Origin of the sequence: Frateuria terrea (assembly GCF_900115705.1) — a bacterium.
GTDB classification, from domain to species: Bacteria; Pseudomonadota; Gammaproteobacteria; order Xanthomonadales; family Rhodanobacteraceae; genus Frateuria_A; species Frateuria_A terrea.
Window position 1 is genome coordinate 365,785 of record NZ_FOXL01000006.1, and the last position, 15,410, is coordinate 381,194.

Sequence of the window (15,410 nt, forward strand, 5' to 3'; positions counted from 1 at the left end):
TGCCGTGCGCCAGGCCGTGCCCGGTTGTCGGCGAACCGATGCGCCGCCGCCGCTGGCGCAATCTTCACCCGCCCGAGCCTATGTTGGGCAGCCTCATCCACTTCCGAAGGAGCCGCGATGGGGCTTCAGGGCAAGGTCGCGCTGGTCACCGGCGCTGCACAGGGCATCGGCCGCGCGATCGCGCTGCGGCTTGCGCGGGAAGGCGCCGCGGTGGCGATCGAGGATCGCGTCGCGAATGACCGCGCCCGCGAGACCTTCGCACAAGTGCAGGCCACCGGCGCACGTGCATGCCTGATCGAGGGCGACATCGGCAAGCTCGAGGCCGACCGGCAGGTCCTCGCCCAGGCGGTGGCGCAGCTGGGCCGGGTCGACATCCTGGTCAACAACGCAGGCGTGGAACGCCGTGCCGGTTTCCTCGACGTCACCGAGGCCGACTACGACCTGGTGCTGAACGTCAACCTCAAGGGCGTGTTCTTCCTCACCCAGGCATTCGCCCGCCACGTGCGCGAGCGCGGCGATGGCGGACGCATCGTCAACATCAGCTCGGTCCACGAGGAGTTGCCGTTCCCGCACTTCGCCAGCTACTGCGCCAGCAAGGGCGGCGTGAAGATGCTGATGCGCGACCTGTCGGTGGAACTGGCGCCGCTGGGCATCGCCATCAACAACATCGCGCCGGGCGCGATCGAGACGCCGATCAACGCGCACCTGATGAACGATCCGGCACTGATGGCGGCACTCATGAAGAACATTCCGCTCAAGCGGCTGGGCACGCCCGAGGAGGTCGCCGGCGCGGTAGCTTTCCTGTGCAGCGACGACGCCGGCTACATGACCGGCAGCACGCTTTTCATCGACGGTGGCCTGTTGTGGAACTACGCCGAGCAATGAGCGACGACACCAAGCGGCACAACGAGGAAAGGACGGCGAGCGTCCCCAAGGCGGACACGCTCACGCCCGCCGATCGCTATCAGGAGCTGTTCATCGCGGTGCAGATGGAGCGCGTCTTCGACGACAGCAAGACCTTCGTCGACTGCGTGCCGCGCGGCGATCCGGAGGGCATCCTCGACACCTACCGTGAGCGCTGCGACGACGAGGGTTTCCGGCTGTCCGATTTCGTGCATGCGCACTTCGACCCGCCGCAGAAGCACACCAGCCACTACACCTCGCCACCCGGGCAGTCGCTGAAGGACCACATCGACAGCCTGTGGGGGGTGCTTACCCGCCATCCGCACCAGCATCCGCCCAATGCCTCGATCCTGCCCTTGCCCAACGACTACGTGGTACCGGGCGGGCGCTTCGCCGAGCTGTACTACTGGGATTCGTACTTCACCATGCTCGGGCTGGCCGAGAGCGGGCGACACGACCTGCTGGCCTCGATGGCCAACAACTTCGCCTACCTGATCGACACCTACGGCCACGTGCCCAACGGGAACCGCACCTATTACCTGAGCCGCTCGCAGCCGCCGGTGTTCGCGCTGATGGTGGAACTGTTCGAGGACAAGGGCGTGTGCAAGGCGATCGAGTACCTGCCGCGCCTGCGCAAGGAATACAACTACTGGATGGCCGGCGCGGAAGACCTGCGTCCCGGCGACACGCGCCGCCACTGCGTGTGCCTGGACGACGGCAGCATCCTCAACCGCTACTGGGACGACCGCGACTCGCCGCGCGAGGAGTCCTACCGAGAGGACGTGCTCACCGCGCGCAAGTCCTCCCGACCGTTGCACCACGTCTACCGCGAGCTGCGCGCCGGTGCCGCGTCGGGCTGGGATTTCAGTTCGCGCTGGTGCGATGGCACGGAGTTGTCGACGATCCGCACCACCTCGATCCTGCCGGTGGACCTCAACTGTTTCCTGTACAAGCTGGAGCGGCAGATCTGCCTGCTCAACCATGCCGCGGGCCAGCGCAAGCAGGCGGAGAAGTTCCAGCAGCGAGCGGAGATCCGCAAGCAGGCGATCGAGCGCATGCTGTGGAGCGAGCACGATGGCGCCTATCTCGATTACGACTGGGAGCGCGACCGGCCGCGCGAGGCGCTCAACAGCGCCACCGCCGTGCCGCTGTTCATCGGCCTGGCCAGCCGCGACCAGGCCAGGCGTACGGCGCAGGCGCTGCGTGACCGGCTGCTGTGCGAAGGCGGCCTGGGTACCAGCGAGCAGCTCAGCGGCCAGCAGTGGGACCAGCCCAATGGCTGGGCGCCGCTGCAGTGGATGGCGATCCGCGGCATGCGCAACTACGACATCGACGCCGACGACATCGCCTGCCGCTGGCTGCGCACGGTCGGGTCGCTCTACAAGAGGCAGAGCAAGCTGGTCGAGAAATACGTGATCACCCACGACGGCGAAAACGCCGAGGGTGGCGGCGGCGGCGAGTATCCGCTGCAGGACGGGTTCGGCTGGACCAACGGGGTAACCCGCCGGCTGCTGCACGAGGACCCGGGCAACGAGGCGAACGAGGCGAAGGCGGCCAGCCGCTGACGGCGGCTTACCCGGTGAGGCCCAGCTTGCGCATGAGCGCCTGCGCATCGAACGGTGCATGCACCTTCGCATCGTTGTCGAAATAGCAGTACACGTCGCGGCCGGCGCGCTTCGGCGGCGGCTTGCCGCTCGCGAGCACCGCGTCGTCCGGTTCGCCCCCGTGCGACCAGGCCAGGATGCGCGCGGCCCAGCGCTCCAGCGCCGCGTCGCTGTAGCCGCTGGTGTAGAGCTTCTCGTCACCATGCAGCCGCAGGTACATGAAGTCCGCAGTGACGTCTTCCAGGTACGGCCAGCGGCCGGCCGTGTCGGCCACCACCAGCGCCACCTTGTGCCTGCGCAGCAGCGCGATGAACGGCTCGCAGACGAAGCTCTCGTGGCGGATCTCCAGCGCGTGCCGCAGGCGCCGCTTGCGGTCGGGCGTGACGCTGGCCCCGTGCTTCAGCCGGTGGTCGTGCTTGCGCGCGAGCGCCGCGGCCTGGAGCGTGTCGCGCGGCAACGCGCCGAGGAAGTGGTCGAACAGCACCTCGTCGAAGCGCTGGCTGGGCGGGCATTGCCACAGGACCGGCCCCAGCTTTGCGCCGAGCTCGAACACGCCCGAGGCGAGGAAGTTGGCCATTGGTCCTTCGAAGTCGCGCAGCCGCTTGATGTGCGTAATGAAGCGCGGCCCCTTGACCGCGAAGACGAAGCCACGCGGCGTGGCGGCGTTCCAGCACGCGTAGCTCGAAGGCCGTTGCAGGCTGTAGAAGGAGCCGTTGAGCTCGACGCTGCCGACCTGGCGCGAGGCGTACTCCAGTTCGGCCCGCTGCGGCAGGTCCTTCGGATAGAACACCCCGCGCCAGGGCGCGTAGCGCCAGCCGGAAATGCCGATGCGCAGTGTCGCCACATCCGTCTCGTCCGCCGATACCGCTGCCATGCAAGCGTCCGCCGGGTGACGTACGGGTGAACCCGGCTCAGACCTGGCGGTGGCGGAAGCAGCCGACCAGGTGGTCGTTGACCATGCCGGTGGCCTGCATCAGCGCATAGCAGATGGTGCTGCCGACGAAGCGGAAGCCGTCCTTCTTCAGCGTCTTGCTCATGCGGTCGGAGAGGGCGGTGGTCGCCGGCACCTCGGCCGGCGTCTTCCAGCGGTTGCGCACCGGCCTGCCCTCGACGAACGACCACAGGTAGGCGTCCAGGCTGCCGTGGGCTTCGATCGCATTGAGCGCGGCGCGGGCGTTGTCGCGGGCTGCGCCGACCTTCAGGCGGTTGCGGATGATGCCCGGATCGGTGAGCAGCTTTTCCAGCTCGCGGTCGCCCATGCGCGCCACGCGCGCGATGTCGAAGCCGTGGAATACCTCGCGGTAGCGTTCGCGCTTGGCCAGCACCGTGCGCCAGGACAGGCCGGCCTGCGCGCCTTCCAGACAGAGGAACTCGAACAGCATGCGGTCGTCGTGCAGCGGCGCGCCCCATTCGGTGTCGTGATAGGCGCAAAGCAGGTCGTCGGTGGCCCAGGTGCAGCGCTGCATGTGGCAATCCCGTGACGGCAGGGGCGCCACTTTAGCGCAGCGGGCACGGCGTACACTGGCGCCCTTTCACCGCACTGTTTCCTCCATGTCGAACGCCTCCCCGCAGCGCGGCGCGCTGGCCGCCCTGGCCGGCACCATCCTGATCTGGGCCTACAGCTGGGTGGTGATGAAGCAGGCGCTCGACTGGGCCGGGCCGTTCGATTTCGCCGCGTTGCGTTATCTGTTCGGCGCGCTGGTGCTGTTCGCCGCGCTGCTGGCCGGCCGGCAGTCGTTGAAGCCGCCGCCATGGCTGCCCACGGTGCTGATCGGGCTGTGCCAGACCGCAGCCTTCCAGGGACTGGAGCAGTGGGCGCTGGTCGGCGGCGGCGCCGGGCACGTGGCGCTGCTCGCCTACAGCATGCCGTTCTGGGCCGTGCTGCTGGCCTGGCCGCTGCTGTCCGAGCGGCCGGCCGGCAGGCACTGGCTGGGCCTGGCGCTCGCCGGCACGGGACTGGTGTGCATCCTCGAACCCTGGCGCGGCCTGGGCAGTCCGCTGAGCACGATGCTGGCACTGGCCGGCGGTGTGGCCTGGGCCGGCGGCACCGTGCTGAGCAAGCGGTTGTTCCAGCAGCATGCGGTGTCGCCGCTCGCCCTGACCAGCTGGCAGATGCTGATCGGCGCGCTGGCGCTGGGCGCGGTCGCGCTGCTGGTGCCGCAACGTCCGGTCGAATGGAACTGGCGTTTCGCCGGCGCACTGGTCTACAGCGCCGTGATGGCCTCCAGCGTAGCGTGGGGACTGTGGCTGTTGGTGCTGAAGCGATTGCCCACCACGGTGGCGAGCCTGTCCAGCCTGGGCGTGCCGGTGGTCAGCGTGCTGCTTGCCTGGCTGATCCTGGGCGAGCAGCCGAGCGCGGCCGAAGGCGTAGGCATCGTACTGGTGCTGCTGGGCCTGGCGGCGGTGACCGGCGTGCTGAAACGGCCTGGAAAGGTGCGCCGCGCAACCTGAGGCCATCGCGTTCCGCCACCGCGGGCTTTGCATATGCACTTGTGGTCCGACCTCGTCACCTGGTTCAGCCGGCACGCGGTGATGCCGCTGCTGGCCTGGCTGCACATCGCGGGGCTGGCGGGCGACCCGCGCGAGATTGCCGAAGCGGTGATGATCGCGCTGCTGCAGGTGGCGATCATCGCCTGCGTGTTCCGTCCGCTGGAGACCCTCGCGCCGGCCGAACGCTGGAGCGACCGCAAGCTGACCCGGGTCGATCGCCAGTACACGCTGCTGATGCTGCTGGGCATCTTCCCGCTGTTTTCCTACCTGGTGCTGACGCCGATCAGCAATTACTTCGGCGGCACCGCCGACGGCGGCAGCAGCGATTCGCTGCTGGGCATCACGCACTGGTGGCCGGGCCTGGACCATCACCCGCTGGCGCTGTTCCTCATCTACTACGTGATCTACGACCTGGTGTACTACCTCATGCACCGGGTGCAGCACGCCATGCCCTGGTGGTGGGCGCTGCACAGCATGCACCACAGCCAGCGCCAGATGAGCTGCTGGACCAACGACCGCGGCAGCCTGGTCGACGGCTTCCTGCAATCGATGGTGCTGGCCGGGGTGGGCGTGCTGATCGGCGTCGCGCCGACCGACTTCGCCTGGCTGATGCTGCTGGGCGAGCTGGTGCAGAACTTCTCGCACACCAATGTGCGCTTCGGCTTCGGACCGCTGTTGCAGAAGTGCTTCGTCGATCCGAAGTTCCACCGCCTGCACCACATGGTGGTCGACGAGGCGCGGCCGGGCCTGCACAACTGCAACTTCGGCCAGGTGTTCTCGATCTGGGACGTGCTGCTGGGCACTGCACTGTACGGCGAGCCGGCGCGCCCGACCGGCGTGGGCGACCCGCAGGTCGACGCGGACAACGGCCACGGCCTGGTCGGCCTGCACTGGGCCGCGTTCAAGCGCTTCTGGGCCACCGTGCGCACGCTGGAGGGCTGGCGTCCGGGCGAGGTGTCGTTCGATACCGCCGGGCGGCCGGTCCGGGTGGTGCACGCGGCTCCTGCCCCAACCGTGTGTCCGCCGGCGGTTCCGGCGGCGACGCTGGAAGGCGCGACCGCCGACTAGGTGTGATCTCTCAGTAGGTTGTTCACCCGGGGCAATCCCGGAATTCTGGAGGTGCGACCCAACCAGCCCACCAGGAGCCCCGGATGAACCTGCATAAACATGCCCGTCTTACGCCCCGAGGTCGAGCCCTGCTCGTGGAGCGGGTGCTTGAGCACGGTCTGCGTGTGGAGGAGGCGGCCCATGCCGCGGGAGTCAGCGTGCGCACGGCGTACAAATGGCTGCAGCGCTTTCGCGCGGAAGGCGCAGCCGGATTACTCGATCGCTCCTCCCGCCCACACCGCTGTCCGCATGCTACGGCCGAAGCGCTCGCCAAGCAGGTGATGGCGCACCGCCGTGAGCGTTGGACCTACCGGCAGATCGCCCAGCATCTGGCGGTGGCCGCCAGTACGATCGGCCGCCTGGTCAAGCGCGCCGGGCTGCATCGGCTGGCGGAACTGGAGCCGGCGCGCCCGGCGAATCGGTACGAATACCCGGCACCGGGCGACCTGCTGCACCTGGACATCAAGAAGCTGGGGCGTTTCTGGCGCCCGGGTCACCGCGTTACCGGCGAGCGCCAGCGTGCATCGGATGGAGCTGGCCGGGAATTCGTGCACGTGGCGATCGATGACGCCTCGCGCGTGGCTTTTGGCACCATCGAACCCAACGAGCGTGGCCCCAGTGCGTGCCGCGCCCTGCTCAAGGCGCTGCGTTATTACCGCACGCTGGGCGTGCGCTTCACTCGTGTCATGACCGACAACGGGGCCTGCTACAAATCCCGCGCCTTCCGGCGCTTGCTGCGCCGGCTCGGACTGCGTCACCTGCGCACCCGGCCCTATACACCCCGCACCAACGGCAAGGCCGAGCGCTTCATCCAGACCGCCTTGCGCGAATGGGCCTACGCGCGCCGCTATGAACACTCGGCCCAGCGCGCCGCCCATTGGCTGACCTGGTTGCACCAATACAACTGGCACCGGCCACATGCCAGCCTGGACTACCGACCGCCCATCACCCGCATCGGCGCCATGAACAACCTGGTGGGTTTACACAACTAGGTCGCCGGGCGGGCGGCCGGGCCCCCGCTCACCAGGGCAACGCGTCCAGATCGACGTTGCCACCGGTGAGCACCACGCCGACGTGGCGGCCAGCGAAGCGCTCCCCGGCCTTGAGGATCGCGGCGAACGCGGTCGCGCTGGAGACCTCCACCACCAGCTTGAGCTCCTGCCACAGCAGCCGCATGGCGGCGATGGTTTCGGCATCGGTCACGGTGATGACGTCGATGCGGTGCCTGCGCAGCGCATCGAGGTTGGGCGTGCCGACGAGCGCGCGCAGGCCGTCGCAGACCGTATCGGGAACCACGTCGGTGACCCGCTCGCCGCGGGCGAGCGAACGCGCGGCGTCATCCGCACCCGCCGGTTCGGCGGCGTGCAGGCTGAGCTCCGGCCGCAGCGCATGCGCGGCGATCGCCACGCCGGAGGCCAGTCCACCGCCGCCGACCGGCGTGACCAGCGCATCGATGCCGGGCGCCTGCGCCAGCAGTTCCAGCGCGATCGTGCCCTGGCCGGCCATCACCTGGGTGTCGGCATAGGGATGCACCAGCACGGCGCCGGTATCCTGCACCAGCTGCGCGGTGGTCGCCTCGCGCGCGGCCTGGGTCGGCGCGCAGCGATGCAGCACCGCACCGGCGCGTTCGATCGCTTCGAGCTTGGCGCGCACCGCGCCCTCGGGCACCACCACGTGGGCGCGGATGCCGCGGGTGGCTGCCGCCAGCGCCAACGCGTTGCCGTGGTTGCCAGAGGAATGGGTGACCACGCCGCGCGCGGCGGCCGCCTCGTCCAGCGCCCAGACCGCGTTGCAGGCGCCGCGGAACTTGAAGGCGCCGCCGCGCTGCAGGTTCTCGCACTTGAAGTGCAGCTGCGCGCCGGCCAGCGCGTCGAGCGCGTCGCTGCGCATCACGGGCGTGACGCGCGCATGCGGCGCGATCCGCGCGGCGGCATCCTGGATCTGGGCGAAGGTGGGCAGATGGGTCATGGCGTATCGAGCTCCACGCCGCAGCGGAACGTGCGTGCGGCGCCAGGTTCAAGTCGGATGGCTTCGGCGCATTCGGGCCGGTTGAAGGCGTCGGGCAGGCTTTCCATAGGTTCGAGCGCGAGCGAACGGCGTGCGTCGCGCTCCAGCGTATCGCCGGTATAGGCCAGCAGCACGCCGCGCTCCTGCCACACCGCGATGCCGACGCCGCTTGCGCTGTCGCGCAGCCGCGTACGCGTGCGGCCGTCGGCGTCGAGCCGCAGGCCGGTGTAGCTGTGGTTGAGCTCGAGCGAACCGATCGCGCGCGGCTGGCGGAAGTCGAGTCCAGGTGCCTGTGCCAGCGGCAGGTAGGCGTCCGGGCCCGGCAGCGGAATGAAGTCCGCGTCGGTGCGGATCACGCAGGCGGCGGGGATTTCCAGCTCCCACGACGCCAGCGGTCCGCTGCCGACGCGGAAGTACGGATGCCAGCCGACGAAGGCTGGCGCCGCATGGGTGCCGATGTTGCGCAGGGTCGTTTCCAGCGTGAGGCCGTCGGTCGCCAGCGTGTAGCGCACCGCCAGGTCGAGTGCGAACGGATAGCCCGGCTGCGGCGCAATGGTGGCGACCAGCAGCACGCTCGCGGCGTGCTCATCCGCGCCCAGTGCGGCGATGGCGAACTCGGTGTCGCGCACGAAGCCGTGGCGGCTTGCACGCGCCGCGTCGCTGGTGCCCGGCATGAGATCGTGTTCGGCGCCGTCGAAGCAGTAGCGTGCATCGGCCATGCGATTGGCGAACGGCGCCAGCAGGGCGAAGCGCGAGCCCGGGCGGGCGGCCAGTTCGGCGGCACTCCGGTACCCGTCGGCCAGTTGCACGCACCGTTCGCCGAAGCGCGCTTCGAAACCAAGCACGCAGGCGGCGTGCCGGGCGATACGCACGCGGCGACCACGCGCGATGTCGTTCAATACCACCACCGGCTGCGTGTCCAGCCATGCGATGGCGACGTCGAATGCACCCATGTCCGATCCGGCCGCGAAAGCGTCGCATGTTAGCCTGAGCCTTCCCCCAGCGGCTTCTCCCCCATGACTGCGCGCGACGAACAAAGCCCCTCGCCCATCCGCCTTGCCGACTACCGGCCGCCCGCCTGGACGGTCAGCCAGATCGAGCTGGAGTTCGACTTGGGGATAGACAGCACCGAGGTGCGTTCGCGCCTGCACCTGCGGCGCGACCCCGCGCAACACGTGCCATTGCGGCTGGACGGCGAAGGCCTGGAGCTCATCGCCATCACGCTGGACGGCCAACCGCTGGACGCGCATGCCTATCGCTACCAGGACGAGGTGCTGGAAGTCGAAGGCGCAAGCGACGACAGCGTGCTGGAGACCCGTGTGCGCGTGCGCCCGGCGGCCAACACCGCACTGGAGGGGCTGTACCTCTCCGGCTCTCGCGAACAGGGCTTCCTGCTGACCCAGTGCGAGGCGGAGGGCTTCCGCCACGTCACCTTTTTCCCCGACCGCCCGGATGTGCTGGCACGCTACAGCGTCACCCTGCGCGCCGACCGCGCGCGCTTCCCGGTGCTGCTGGCCGGCGGCAATCCCGCAGGTGCTGGCGAATTGCCGGACGGCCGCCACTGGGCGCGCTTCGTCGACCCCTACCCGAAACCCAGCTATCTCTTCGCGCTGGTCGCCGGGCGACTGGAAAAGATCGAACGCGGTTACCGCACCGCCGACGGCCGCGACGTGAAGCTGGTGATCTGGGCCGAGCCGGACGTGATCGATTGCTGCGGTTATGCCATGGACGCGCTCGAGCGGGCCATGCGATGGGACGAACGCGCCTACGGACGCAACTTCGACCTGGACGTGTTCCATGTCGTGGCCACGCACGACTTCAACATGGGCGCGATGGAGAACAAGGGGCTCAACATCTTCAACGCGAAATACCTGTTGGCCGATCCGGACACCACCACCGACGATGAATACCGCGGGGTGGAAGCGGTGATCGGGCACGAGTACTTCCACAACTGGAGCGGCAACCGGGTGACCTGCCGCGACTGGTTCCAGTTGTCGCTCAAGGAAGGCCTTACCGTATTCCGCGAGCAGCAGTTCTCCGCTGACATGAACTCTGCGCCGCTCAAACGCATCGACGACGTCGCCCTGCTGCGCCGCGCGCAGTTTCCCGAGGATGCAGGTCCGCTGGCCCATCCCGTGCGTCCATCGCAATACAGCGAGATCAACAATTTCTATACCGCCACGGTGTACGAGAAAGGCGCGGAACTGGTACGCATGCTGGCCGGCCGGCTCGGGTCCGAGGGCTTCCGCCGCGGCATGGACCTGTACTTCGATCGCAACGACGGCCGTGCGGCCACGCTTGAGGACTTTCTCGCGGCGTTGGGTTCGGCCAACGGCATCGATCTTTCCCCCTACCTGGCCTGGTACGCCCAGGCGGGTACGCCGCAGTTGTCCGCCGCGGGCCGTTACGATGCAGCCACGCGGTCCTACACGCTGACCCTGCGCCAGCACACGCCGGCCACCCCCGGTCAGCCGGACAAGCGGGCGCTGCCGATCCCGGTCAAGCTCGCGCTGTTCGGTCCGGACGGACGCATGCTGCCGCTGCACGATGGCGCTGCCGAGCAGGTGGTGGTGCTCGAGCAGGACGAGCAGTCGTTCGTTTTCCCCGGCATCGAACACGCGCCGGTGCCCTCGCTGCTGCGCGGCTTCTCCGCACCGGTGATCCTCGACTACGCCTACGCGCCTGCCGAACTGGCCCTGCTGCTGACCCACGACACGGACGGCTTCAACCGCTGGGAAGCCGCCCAGCAACTGGCCTGGCGCGCGTATGCGGAACTGCGCGACGGCAGTGGCCACGAAGCGCTTTCGGTATGGGGCGACACGCTCGCCGGGCTGTTCGACCAGGATGGGCTCGATCCCGCGCTGCTCGCCGACCTGCTGACTCCGCCGGGCGAGGTAGAGTTGGCCGAGCGCGAGACCGACGTCGATCCGGCGCGCATCCACGCGCTGCGCCAGGCCCTGCAGCGCGAACTCGCCGCGCGCATCGGCGCGCACGTGCTGGCCGGGCGCTACCGCACGCTGGAGGCGCAGGCCAGCGATGCACTGGATGCCGCCAGCCAGGCGCAACGCCGCCTCAGGCGCCGCGTGCTGGAACTGCTGGTGTTGCTCGATGCCGCCAAGGCGCAGGCCCTTGCGGCCGCTCAGTTCGACCGCGCCGCGACCATGACCGACCGCCTCGCCGCGCTCGCCGTGCTGGTGCGCAGCGGGGCACCGCAAGCGGCAGAGGCGCTCGAGCGCTACCGCACGCGCCATGCCGGCAACGCGCTGGCGCTGGACAAGTGGTTCGCGGTGCAGGCCCAGATCCCGGGCGAACCGGCCTTGGCGCGCGTGCGTACGTTGCAGGCCAATCCTAAGTTCACCTTGAAGAATCCCAACCGCGTGCAGGCGCTGCTGGGCACCTGGGCGCGCGGCAACCCGAGCGGTTTCCACCGCGTCGATGGCGAGGGTTATCGGTTCCTGGCAGCGCGTCTGGCCGAACTGGACGCGCTCAACCCGCAGGTGGCGGCGCGCCTGGCGACGGCTTTCAACGGTTGGCAGCGGTTGGAGCCGGCGCGGCGCGAGCAGGCGCGGGCGGCGGTGGCGGAACTTGCCGGTCGGCGTCTGTCGCGCAACCTGGCCGAGATCGTCGGTAATATGCTCAAGGGCTAGGCAGCCCTGAAGCGGGCGGAATGACGCCGCCGGCCGGAGCGCTCTGGGCCGCTCCGGCCGGCAGCGGGGCGGTCAAGCGGCCAACTGGTTCAAAGCACTGCACAGACGATGCATGTGCGATTCCAGACGCGGGCGCAGCTGCTGGCGCTCCTGCTCGCTGCGAGCGGCCAGATGCTCGATGGCCATCTGCACCTTGCCGATCTCGATCATCAGGTCGTGCCGCGGATAGACGGGCTGGAAATCGAAGACGTTGTTCATGGCAGAACAGCTTTGATGGGTTGGATGAGCGGACTCTGCAACCCGCGTGCCAGAGCGTGATCGGCGTCACAATCAAGCCTGGGCGGACTCCGCGGGCTGACGCTGAGCGTCAGCTGCCTTACAAAAAAAAGCCGGAATTAGTCACTTTTTATTCACGGGTGTACTGGGAATATCGCTTCGCAGTCGCGGCACATCGCGGCGCCGCCAGCACCCCCATTCCGGTTTCTGGCGCCCGGCAACACGGTCATCCTGGATTCCCCCTGTTCCTGAGACCGCCGGGCGCCAGATCTAAGCAAGGCCAAGCCCCGCCACTGGCGGGGCTTGGCTTTTCAGGGGCCGGAAAAAGGCGACGGCGCCGTGGGAGACCCCAGCGGCGCCGTCATGCTTCCTCTCCTGGTACGCGGTCGGGCCCCTGTCTGCCCAGCCTCGGCGCGCGGTTCGCGCAGCGTCTGCCCATGGAAAGTGCACGAGAGGTGAAGCAGTATTCGTGCCAAGCTCTTGATTATGTTCGGGCGAGAGCGGTAAAGCGCTAACATATGCACGTTCCATTCTTTCGCGCGATTGCGTCCTTCCGATGATCCATCCCACCCGCTACGACGTGATCGTGGTCGGCGGCGGCCATGCCGGCACCGAGGCGGCGCTGGCCGCAGCCCGCTGCGGTGCGCGCACCCTGCTGCTGACCCACAACCTGGAAACCGTCGGCGCGATGAGCTGCAACCCGGCCATCGGCGGCATCGGCAAGGGCCACCTGGTCAAGGAGATCGACGCGCTCGGCGGCGCGATGGCGCACGCGGCCGACCGCGCCGGCATCCAGTGGCGCACGCTCAACGCCTCCAAGGGGCCGGCCGTGCGCGCTACTCGCTGCCAGGCCGACCGCGTGCTTTACCGCGCGGCCATCCGGCGGATCGTCGACACGCAGGCCAACCTGGAGCTGTTCCAGCAGGCGGTGGACGACCTGGTCATCGAAGGCGGCCGCGTCACCGGGGTGGTCACGCAGATGGGCGTGACGTTCCATGCTGCCGCCGTGGTGCTCACCGCCGGCACCTTCCTGGCCGGCAAGATCCACATCGGCCCGGCCCAGTACGCCGGCGGACGCGCCGGCGATCCCCCGGCCAGCGCGTTGGCCCAGCGCCTGCGCGAACTGCCGGTTGCCGCCGACCGGCTGAAGACCGGCACGCCGCCGCGCATCGACGCGCGCAGCATCGACTTCAGCGGCCTGGAGGAACAGCCGGGCGACGATCCGGCACCGGTGTTCTCCTATTTGGGTTCGCGCGGGGACCATCCGCGCCAGGTCAGCTGCTGGATCACCCACACCTCCGAGCGCACGCACGAACTGATCCGCGGTGCGCTGGATCGCTCGCCGCTCTACAGCGGCCAGATCGAAGGCATCGGGCCACGCTACTGCCCTTCGATCGAGGACAAGGTGGTGCGCTTCGCCGACAAGGCCTCGCACCAGATCTTCATCGAACCGGAAGGGCTGGACAGCGTCGAGATCTACCCCAACGGCATCTCCACCTCGTTGCCGTTCGACGTGCAGCTGGCGCTGGTGCACTCGATCAAGGGTTTCGAGCGCGCACATGTGACCCGTCCGGGCTATGCCATCGAGTACGACTACTTCGACCCGCGCGGCCTGCAGCCGTGGCTGGAGACCAAGGCCATCGGCGGCCTGTACTTCGCCGGCCAGATCAACGGCACCACCGGCTACGAGGAAGCGGCCGCGCAAGGCCTCGTCGCCGGCCTCAACGCCGCGCGCATGGCCCGCGGCGAAGCGCCCTGGTACCCGCGCCGCGACGAGGCCTACATCGGCGTGCTGATCGACGACCTGACCAGCAACGGCACGCTGGAGCCCTACCGCATGTTCACCTCGCGCGCCGAGTACCGGCTGCACCTGCGCGAGGACAACGCCGACCTGCGCCTGACCGCACAAGGCTTTGCGCTCGGCGTGGTGCCGCAGGCGCGCTTTGACGGCCTGTGCGCCAAGCGCGAGGCGGTCGAGCGGGAGACCCAGCGGCTGGCCTCGCTGTGGGCCGCGCCCACCAACGCGCTGGGCGCGGCGATCGAGCGCCAGCTCGGCATCGTCGTCAGCCGCGAAACCAGCGCACTCGACCTGCTGCGCCGTCCCGAGCTCGACTACGGCAAGCTCACCGCGGTCACCGGACTTGGCCCGGCCATCGAACGCGAGGACGCCGCCGCGCAGGTCGAGGTGCAGGCCAAATACGCCGGCTACCTCGAACGCCAGCGCGGCGAGATCGAGCGCCAGCGCCGCCACGAGCACACGGACATCCCACCGGGGTTCGACTACGACCAGGTGCGCGGCCTTTCGTCCGAAGTGCTGCTCAAGCTCAAGCGCACGCAGCCGGCAACCATCGGCCAGGCCGCACGGGTCAGTGGCATCACCCCTGCAGCGATCTCGCTGCTGCTGGTGCACCTTAAGCGCCGCAGCGCCTGATGCTTCGCCTCCTCTCCTCTTCAGAGGGGAGCTGGGGAGGGCCGAGGCTGGCGGAAGGTTTTTTGCCAATGCGAACCACAAGCGCCGATCGCAAGCCCGGAAGGACGGGAGCAGCGCACGGTGGCCCGTGGCATCATCGCCCGCAATGAATGTTCGGGAGTTTGCGGATGGAAATCTGGATCGGCCGCGACGGCCAGCGCCATGGTCCGTACAAGGAAGAGGACGTGCGGCAATGGCTGCGCAGTGGCCAGCTCGCCGCCGGGGACCTGGGCTGGTACGAGGGCCTGGCCGACTGGCAGCCATTGTCGGTGCTGTTCCCCGATGCGCCGGCCGCGACGCCGCCGCCGATCTCGCCCGCGGCAACTGCTGTGCCACCGCCGACCACCACGGCGGCGCTGGAAGACTACGCCGGCTTCTGGAAGCGCCTGGTCGCGTACATCATCGATGCCATCGTGCTGTACATCCCGAACATGCTGATCATGAACGCCTTCGGCAACGAGGCGGCGCAGGCGAAGCTGCAGCAGGCCATGCTGGCGGCAGGCACAGACTTCAATGTCGTGATGGCCGCCTATGGCCAGTACTACGAGACCATGCGCGCCGGCGTCGCGCTGACTGCATTGCTGGTCTGGCTGTACTTCGCCATCTGCGAAAGCTCGGCCTGGCAGGCCACCGTGGGCAAGCTGGCCATGGGCATCCGCGTGACCGACCTTGAGGGTCGGCGCATCGGCTTCTGGCGTGCGCTGGGCCGTTATGCGGCCAAGATCCTGAGCTGGTTCATCCTGGCGATCGGCTTCCTGATGATCGGCTGGACCCGCCGCAAGCAGGGCCTGCACGACATGCTGGCCAACACGCTGGTGCTCAACGGCCGCGCCAGTGCATACCGCCAGGCCGCGCCGCGCGACGATCGCTCCTTCCACGCCTAGGGTTGCGCCGCGGTTGCTATGA

Annotated in this window: 13 protein-coding genes; 8 read left to right on the plus strand and 5 right to left on the minus strand. The window is 68.7% G+C overall.

The features are described 5' to 3' along the window. Positions 1-117 precede the first annotated feature (117 nt). Positions 118-885 (plus strand): SDR family NAD(P)-dependent oxidoreductase, encoded by a 768-nt coding sequence (locus tag BMZ38_RS12900; RefSeq protein ID WP_091338305.1) that lies wholly within the window; start codon positions 118-120, stop codon positions 883-885. Continuing rightward, positions 882-2,468: an alpha,alpha-trehalase TreF gene (gene treF / locus BMZ38_RS12905; RefSeq protein WP_091338307.1), complete on the plus strand. Its 1,587-nt coding sequence runs from the start codon at positions 882-884 to the stop codon at positions 2,466-2,468. Before BMZ38_RS12900 ends, treF begins: the two co-directional genes overlap by 4 nt. 7 nt (positions 2,469-2,475) lie before the next feature. Here treF and BMZ38_RS12910 read toward each other — a convergent pair whose 3' ends face one another. Together BMZ38_RS12910 and BMZ38_RS12915 are read right to left on the minus strand one after the other, a co-directional pair. Then, the gene (locus BMZ38_RS12910; RefSeq protein ID WP_091338310.1) at positions 2,476-3,381 is read right to left on the minus strand and encodes a DUF72 domain-containing protein; all 906 of its coding nucleotides are present in this window, start codon (positions 3,379-3,381) and stop codon (positions 2,476-2,478) included. Between the two features lie 37 nt (positions 3,382-3,418). After that, a complete protein-coding gene (locus tag BMZ38_RS12915; RefSeq protein WP_091338313.1) occupies positions 3,419-3,973 on the minus strand; it encodes a DNA-3-methyladenine glycosylase I in 555 nt (184 codons plus the stop codon). A gap of 85 nt (positions 3,974-4,058) precedes the next feature. Here BMZ38_RS12915 and BMZ38_RS12920 point away from each other — a divergent pair, with 85 nt between their 5' ends. The 3 genes from BMZ38_RS12920 (at position 4,059) to BMZ38_RS12930 (ending at position 7,096) form a co-directional block, all read left to right on the plus strand. Continuing rightward, complete coding sequence (locus BMZ38_RS12920; protein ID WP_091338315.1) at positions 4,059-4,958, plus strand: DMT family transporter; 900 nt, start codon at positions 4,059-4,061, stop codon at positions 4,956-4,958. A gap of 33 nt (positions 4,959-4,991) precedes the next feature. After that, complete coding sequence (locus BMZ38_RS12925) at positions 4,992-6,065, plus strand: sterol desaturase family protein (protein ID WP_091338317.1); 1,074 nt, start codon at positions 4,992-4,994, stop codon at positions 6,063-6,065. A gap of 83 nt (positions 6,066-6,148) precedes the next feature. Next, on the plus strand, positions 6,149-7,096 hold the full coding sequence (locus tag BMZ38_RS12930) for an IS481 family transposase (RefSeq protein WP_091338319.1): 948 nt from the start codon (positions 6,149-6,151) through the stop codon (positions 7,094-7,096). A gap of 28 nt (positions 7,097-7,124) precedes the next feature. Here the strand turns inward: BMZ38_RS12930 and BMZ38_RS12935 are convergent, their stop codons facing one another. Beyond that, positions 7,125-8,072 carry a pyridoxal-phosphate dependent enzyme gene (locus BMZ38_RS12935; protein WP_091338322.1) on the minus strand — a complete coding sequence of 316 codons (948 nt, stop codon included), beginning with the start codon at positions 8,070-8,072 and terminating at the stop codon, positions 7,125-7,127. Then, on the minus strand, positions 8,069-9,064 hold the full coding sequence (locus BMZ38_RS12940) for an aldose 1-epimerase (RefSeq protein ID WP_091338324.1): 996 nt from the start codon (positions 9,062-9,064) through the stop codon (positions 8,069-8,071). Before BMZ38_RS12940 ends, BMZ38_RS12935 begins: the two co-directional genes overlap by 4 nt. Positions 9,065-9,127: 63 nt before the next feature. Here BMZ38_RS12940 and pepN point away from each other — a divergent pair, with 63 nt between their 5' ends. Beyond that, positions 9,128-11,758 (plus strand): aminopeptidase N, encoded by a 2,631-nt coding sequence (gene pepN, locus BMZ38_RS12945; protein ID WP_091338327.1) that lies wholly within the window; start codon positions 9,128-9,130, stop codon positions 11,756-11,758. 72 nt (positions 11,759-11,830) lie between these two features. On the opposite strand, the gene BMZ38_RS12950 is transcribed toward pepN, so the two are convergent. Beyond that, on the minus strand, positions 11,831-12,016 hold the full coding sequence (locus BMZ38_RS12950) for a hypothetical protein (RefSeq protein WP_091338328.1): 186 nt from the start codon (positions 12,014-12,016) through the stop codon (positions 11,831-11,833). Between the two features lie 574 nt (positions 12,017-12,590). Here BMZ38_RS12950 and mnmG point away from each other — a divergent pair. Beyond that, the gene (mnmG, locus tag BMZ38_RS12955) at positions 12,591-14,465 is read left to right on the plus strand and encodes a tRNA uridine-5-carboxymethylaminomethyl(34) synthesis enzyme MnmG (RefSeq protein ID WP_091338331.1); all 1,875 of its coding nucleotides are present in this window, start codon (positions 12,591-12,593) and stop codon (positions 14,463-14,465) included. A 167-nt stretch (positions 14,466-14,632) separates the two neighbouring features. Continuing rightward, a complete protein-coding gene (locus BMZ38_RS12960) occupies positions 14,633-15,388 on the plus strand; it encodes an RDD family protein (RefSeq protein ID WP_091338333.1) in 756 nt (251 codons plus the stop codon). Positions 15,389-15,410: the final 22 nt, after the last annotated feature.

What these genes read in the sequence shown, in the direction of transcription:
- BMZ38_RS12900 (WP_091338305.1), top strand. Translation starts at nt 118, where the DNA reads ATGGGGCTTCAGGGCAAGGTCGCGCTGGTCACCGGCGCTGCACAGGGC.
- treF (WP_091338307.1), top strand. Translation starts at nt 882, where the DNA reads ATGAGCGACGACACCAAGCGGCACAACGAGGAAAGGACGGCGAGCGTC.
- BMZ38_RS12910 (WP_091338310.1), bottom strand. Translation starts at nt 3,381, where the DNA reads ATGGCAGCGGTATCGGCGGACGAGACGGATGTGGCGACACTGCGCATC.
- BMZ38_RS12915 (WP_091338313.1), bottom strand. Translation starts at nt 3,973, where the DNA reads ATGCAGCGCTGCACCTGGGCCACCGACGACCTGCTTTGCGCCTATCAC.
- BMZ38_RS12920 (WP_091338315.1), top strand. Translation starts at nt 4,059, where the DNA reads ATGTCGAACGCCTCCCCGCAGCGCGGCGCGCTGGCCGCCCTGGCCGGC.
- BMZ38_RS12925 (WP_091338317.1), top strand. Translation starts at nt 4,992, where the DNA reads ATGCACTTGTGGTCCGACCTCGTCACCTGGTTCAGCCGGCACGCGGTG.
- BMZ38_RS12930 (WP_091338319.1), top strand. Translation starts at nt 6,149, where the DNA reads ATGAACCTGCATAAACATGCCCGTCTTACGCCCCGAGGTCGAGCCCTG.
- BMZ38_RS12935 (WP_091338322.1), bottom strand. Translation starts at nt 8,072, where the DNA reads ATGACCCATCTGCCCACCTTCGCCCAGATCCAGGATGCCGCCGCGCGG.
- BMZ38_RS12940 (WP_091338324.1), bottom strand. Translation starts at nt 9,064, where the DNA reads ATGGGTGCATTCGACGTCGCCATCGCATGGCTGGACACGCAGCCGGTG.
- pepN (WP_091338327.1), top strand. Translation starts at nt 9,128, where the DNA reads ATGACTGCGCGCGACGAACAAAGCCCCTCGCCCATCCGCCTTGCCGAC.
- BMZ38_RS12950 (WP_091338328.1), bottom strand. Translation starts at nt 12,016, where the DNA reads ATGAACAACGTCTTCGATTTCCAGCCCGTCTATCCGCGGCACGACCTG.
- mnmG (WP_091338331.1), top strand. Translation starts at nt 12,591, where the DNA reads ATGATCCATCCCACCCGCTACGACGTGATCGTGGTCGGCGGCGGCCAT.
- BMZ38_RS12960 (WP_091338333.1), top strand. Translation starts at nt 14,633, where the DNA reads ATGGAAATCTGGATCGGCCGCGACGGCCAGCGCCATGGTCCGTACAAG.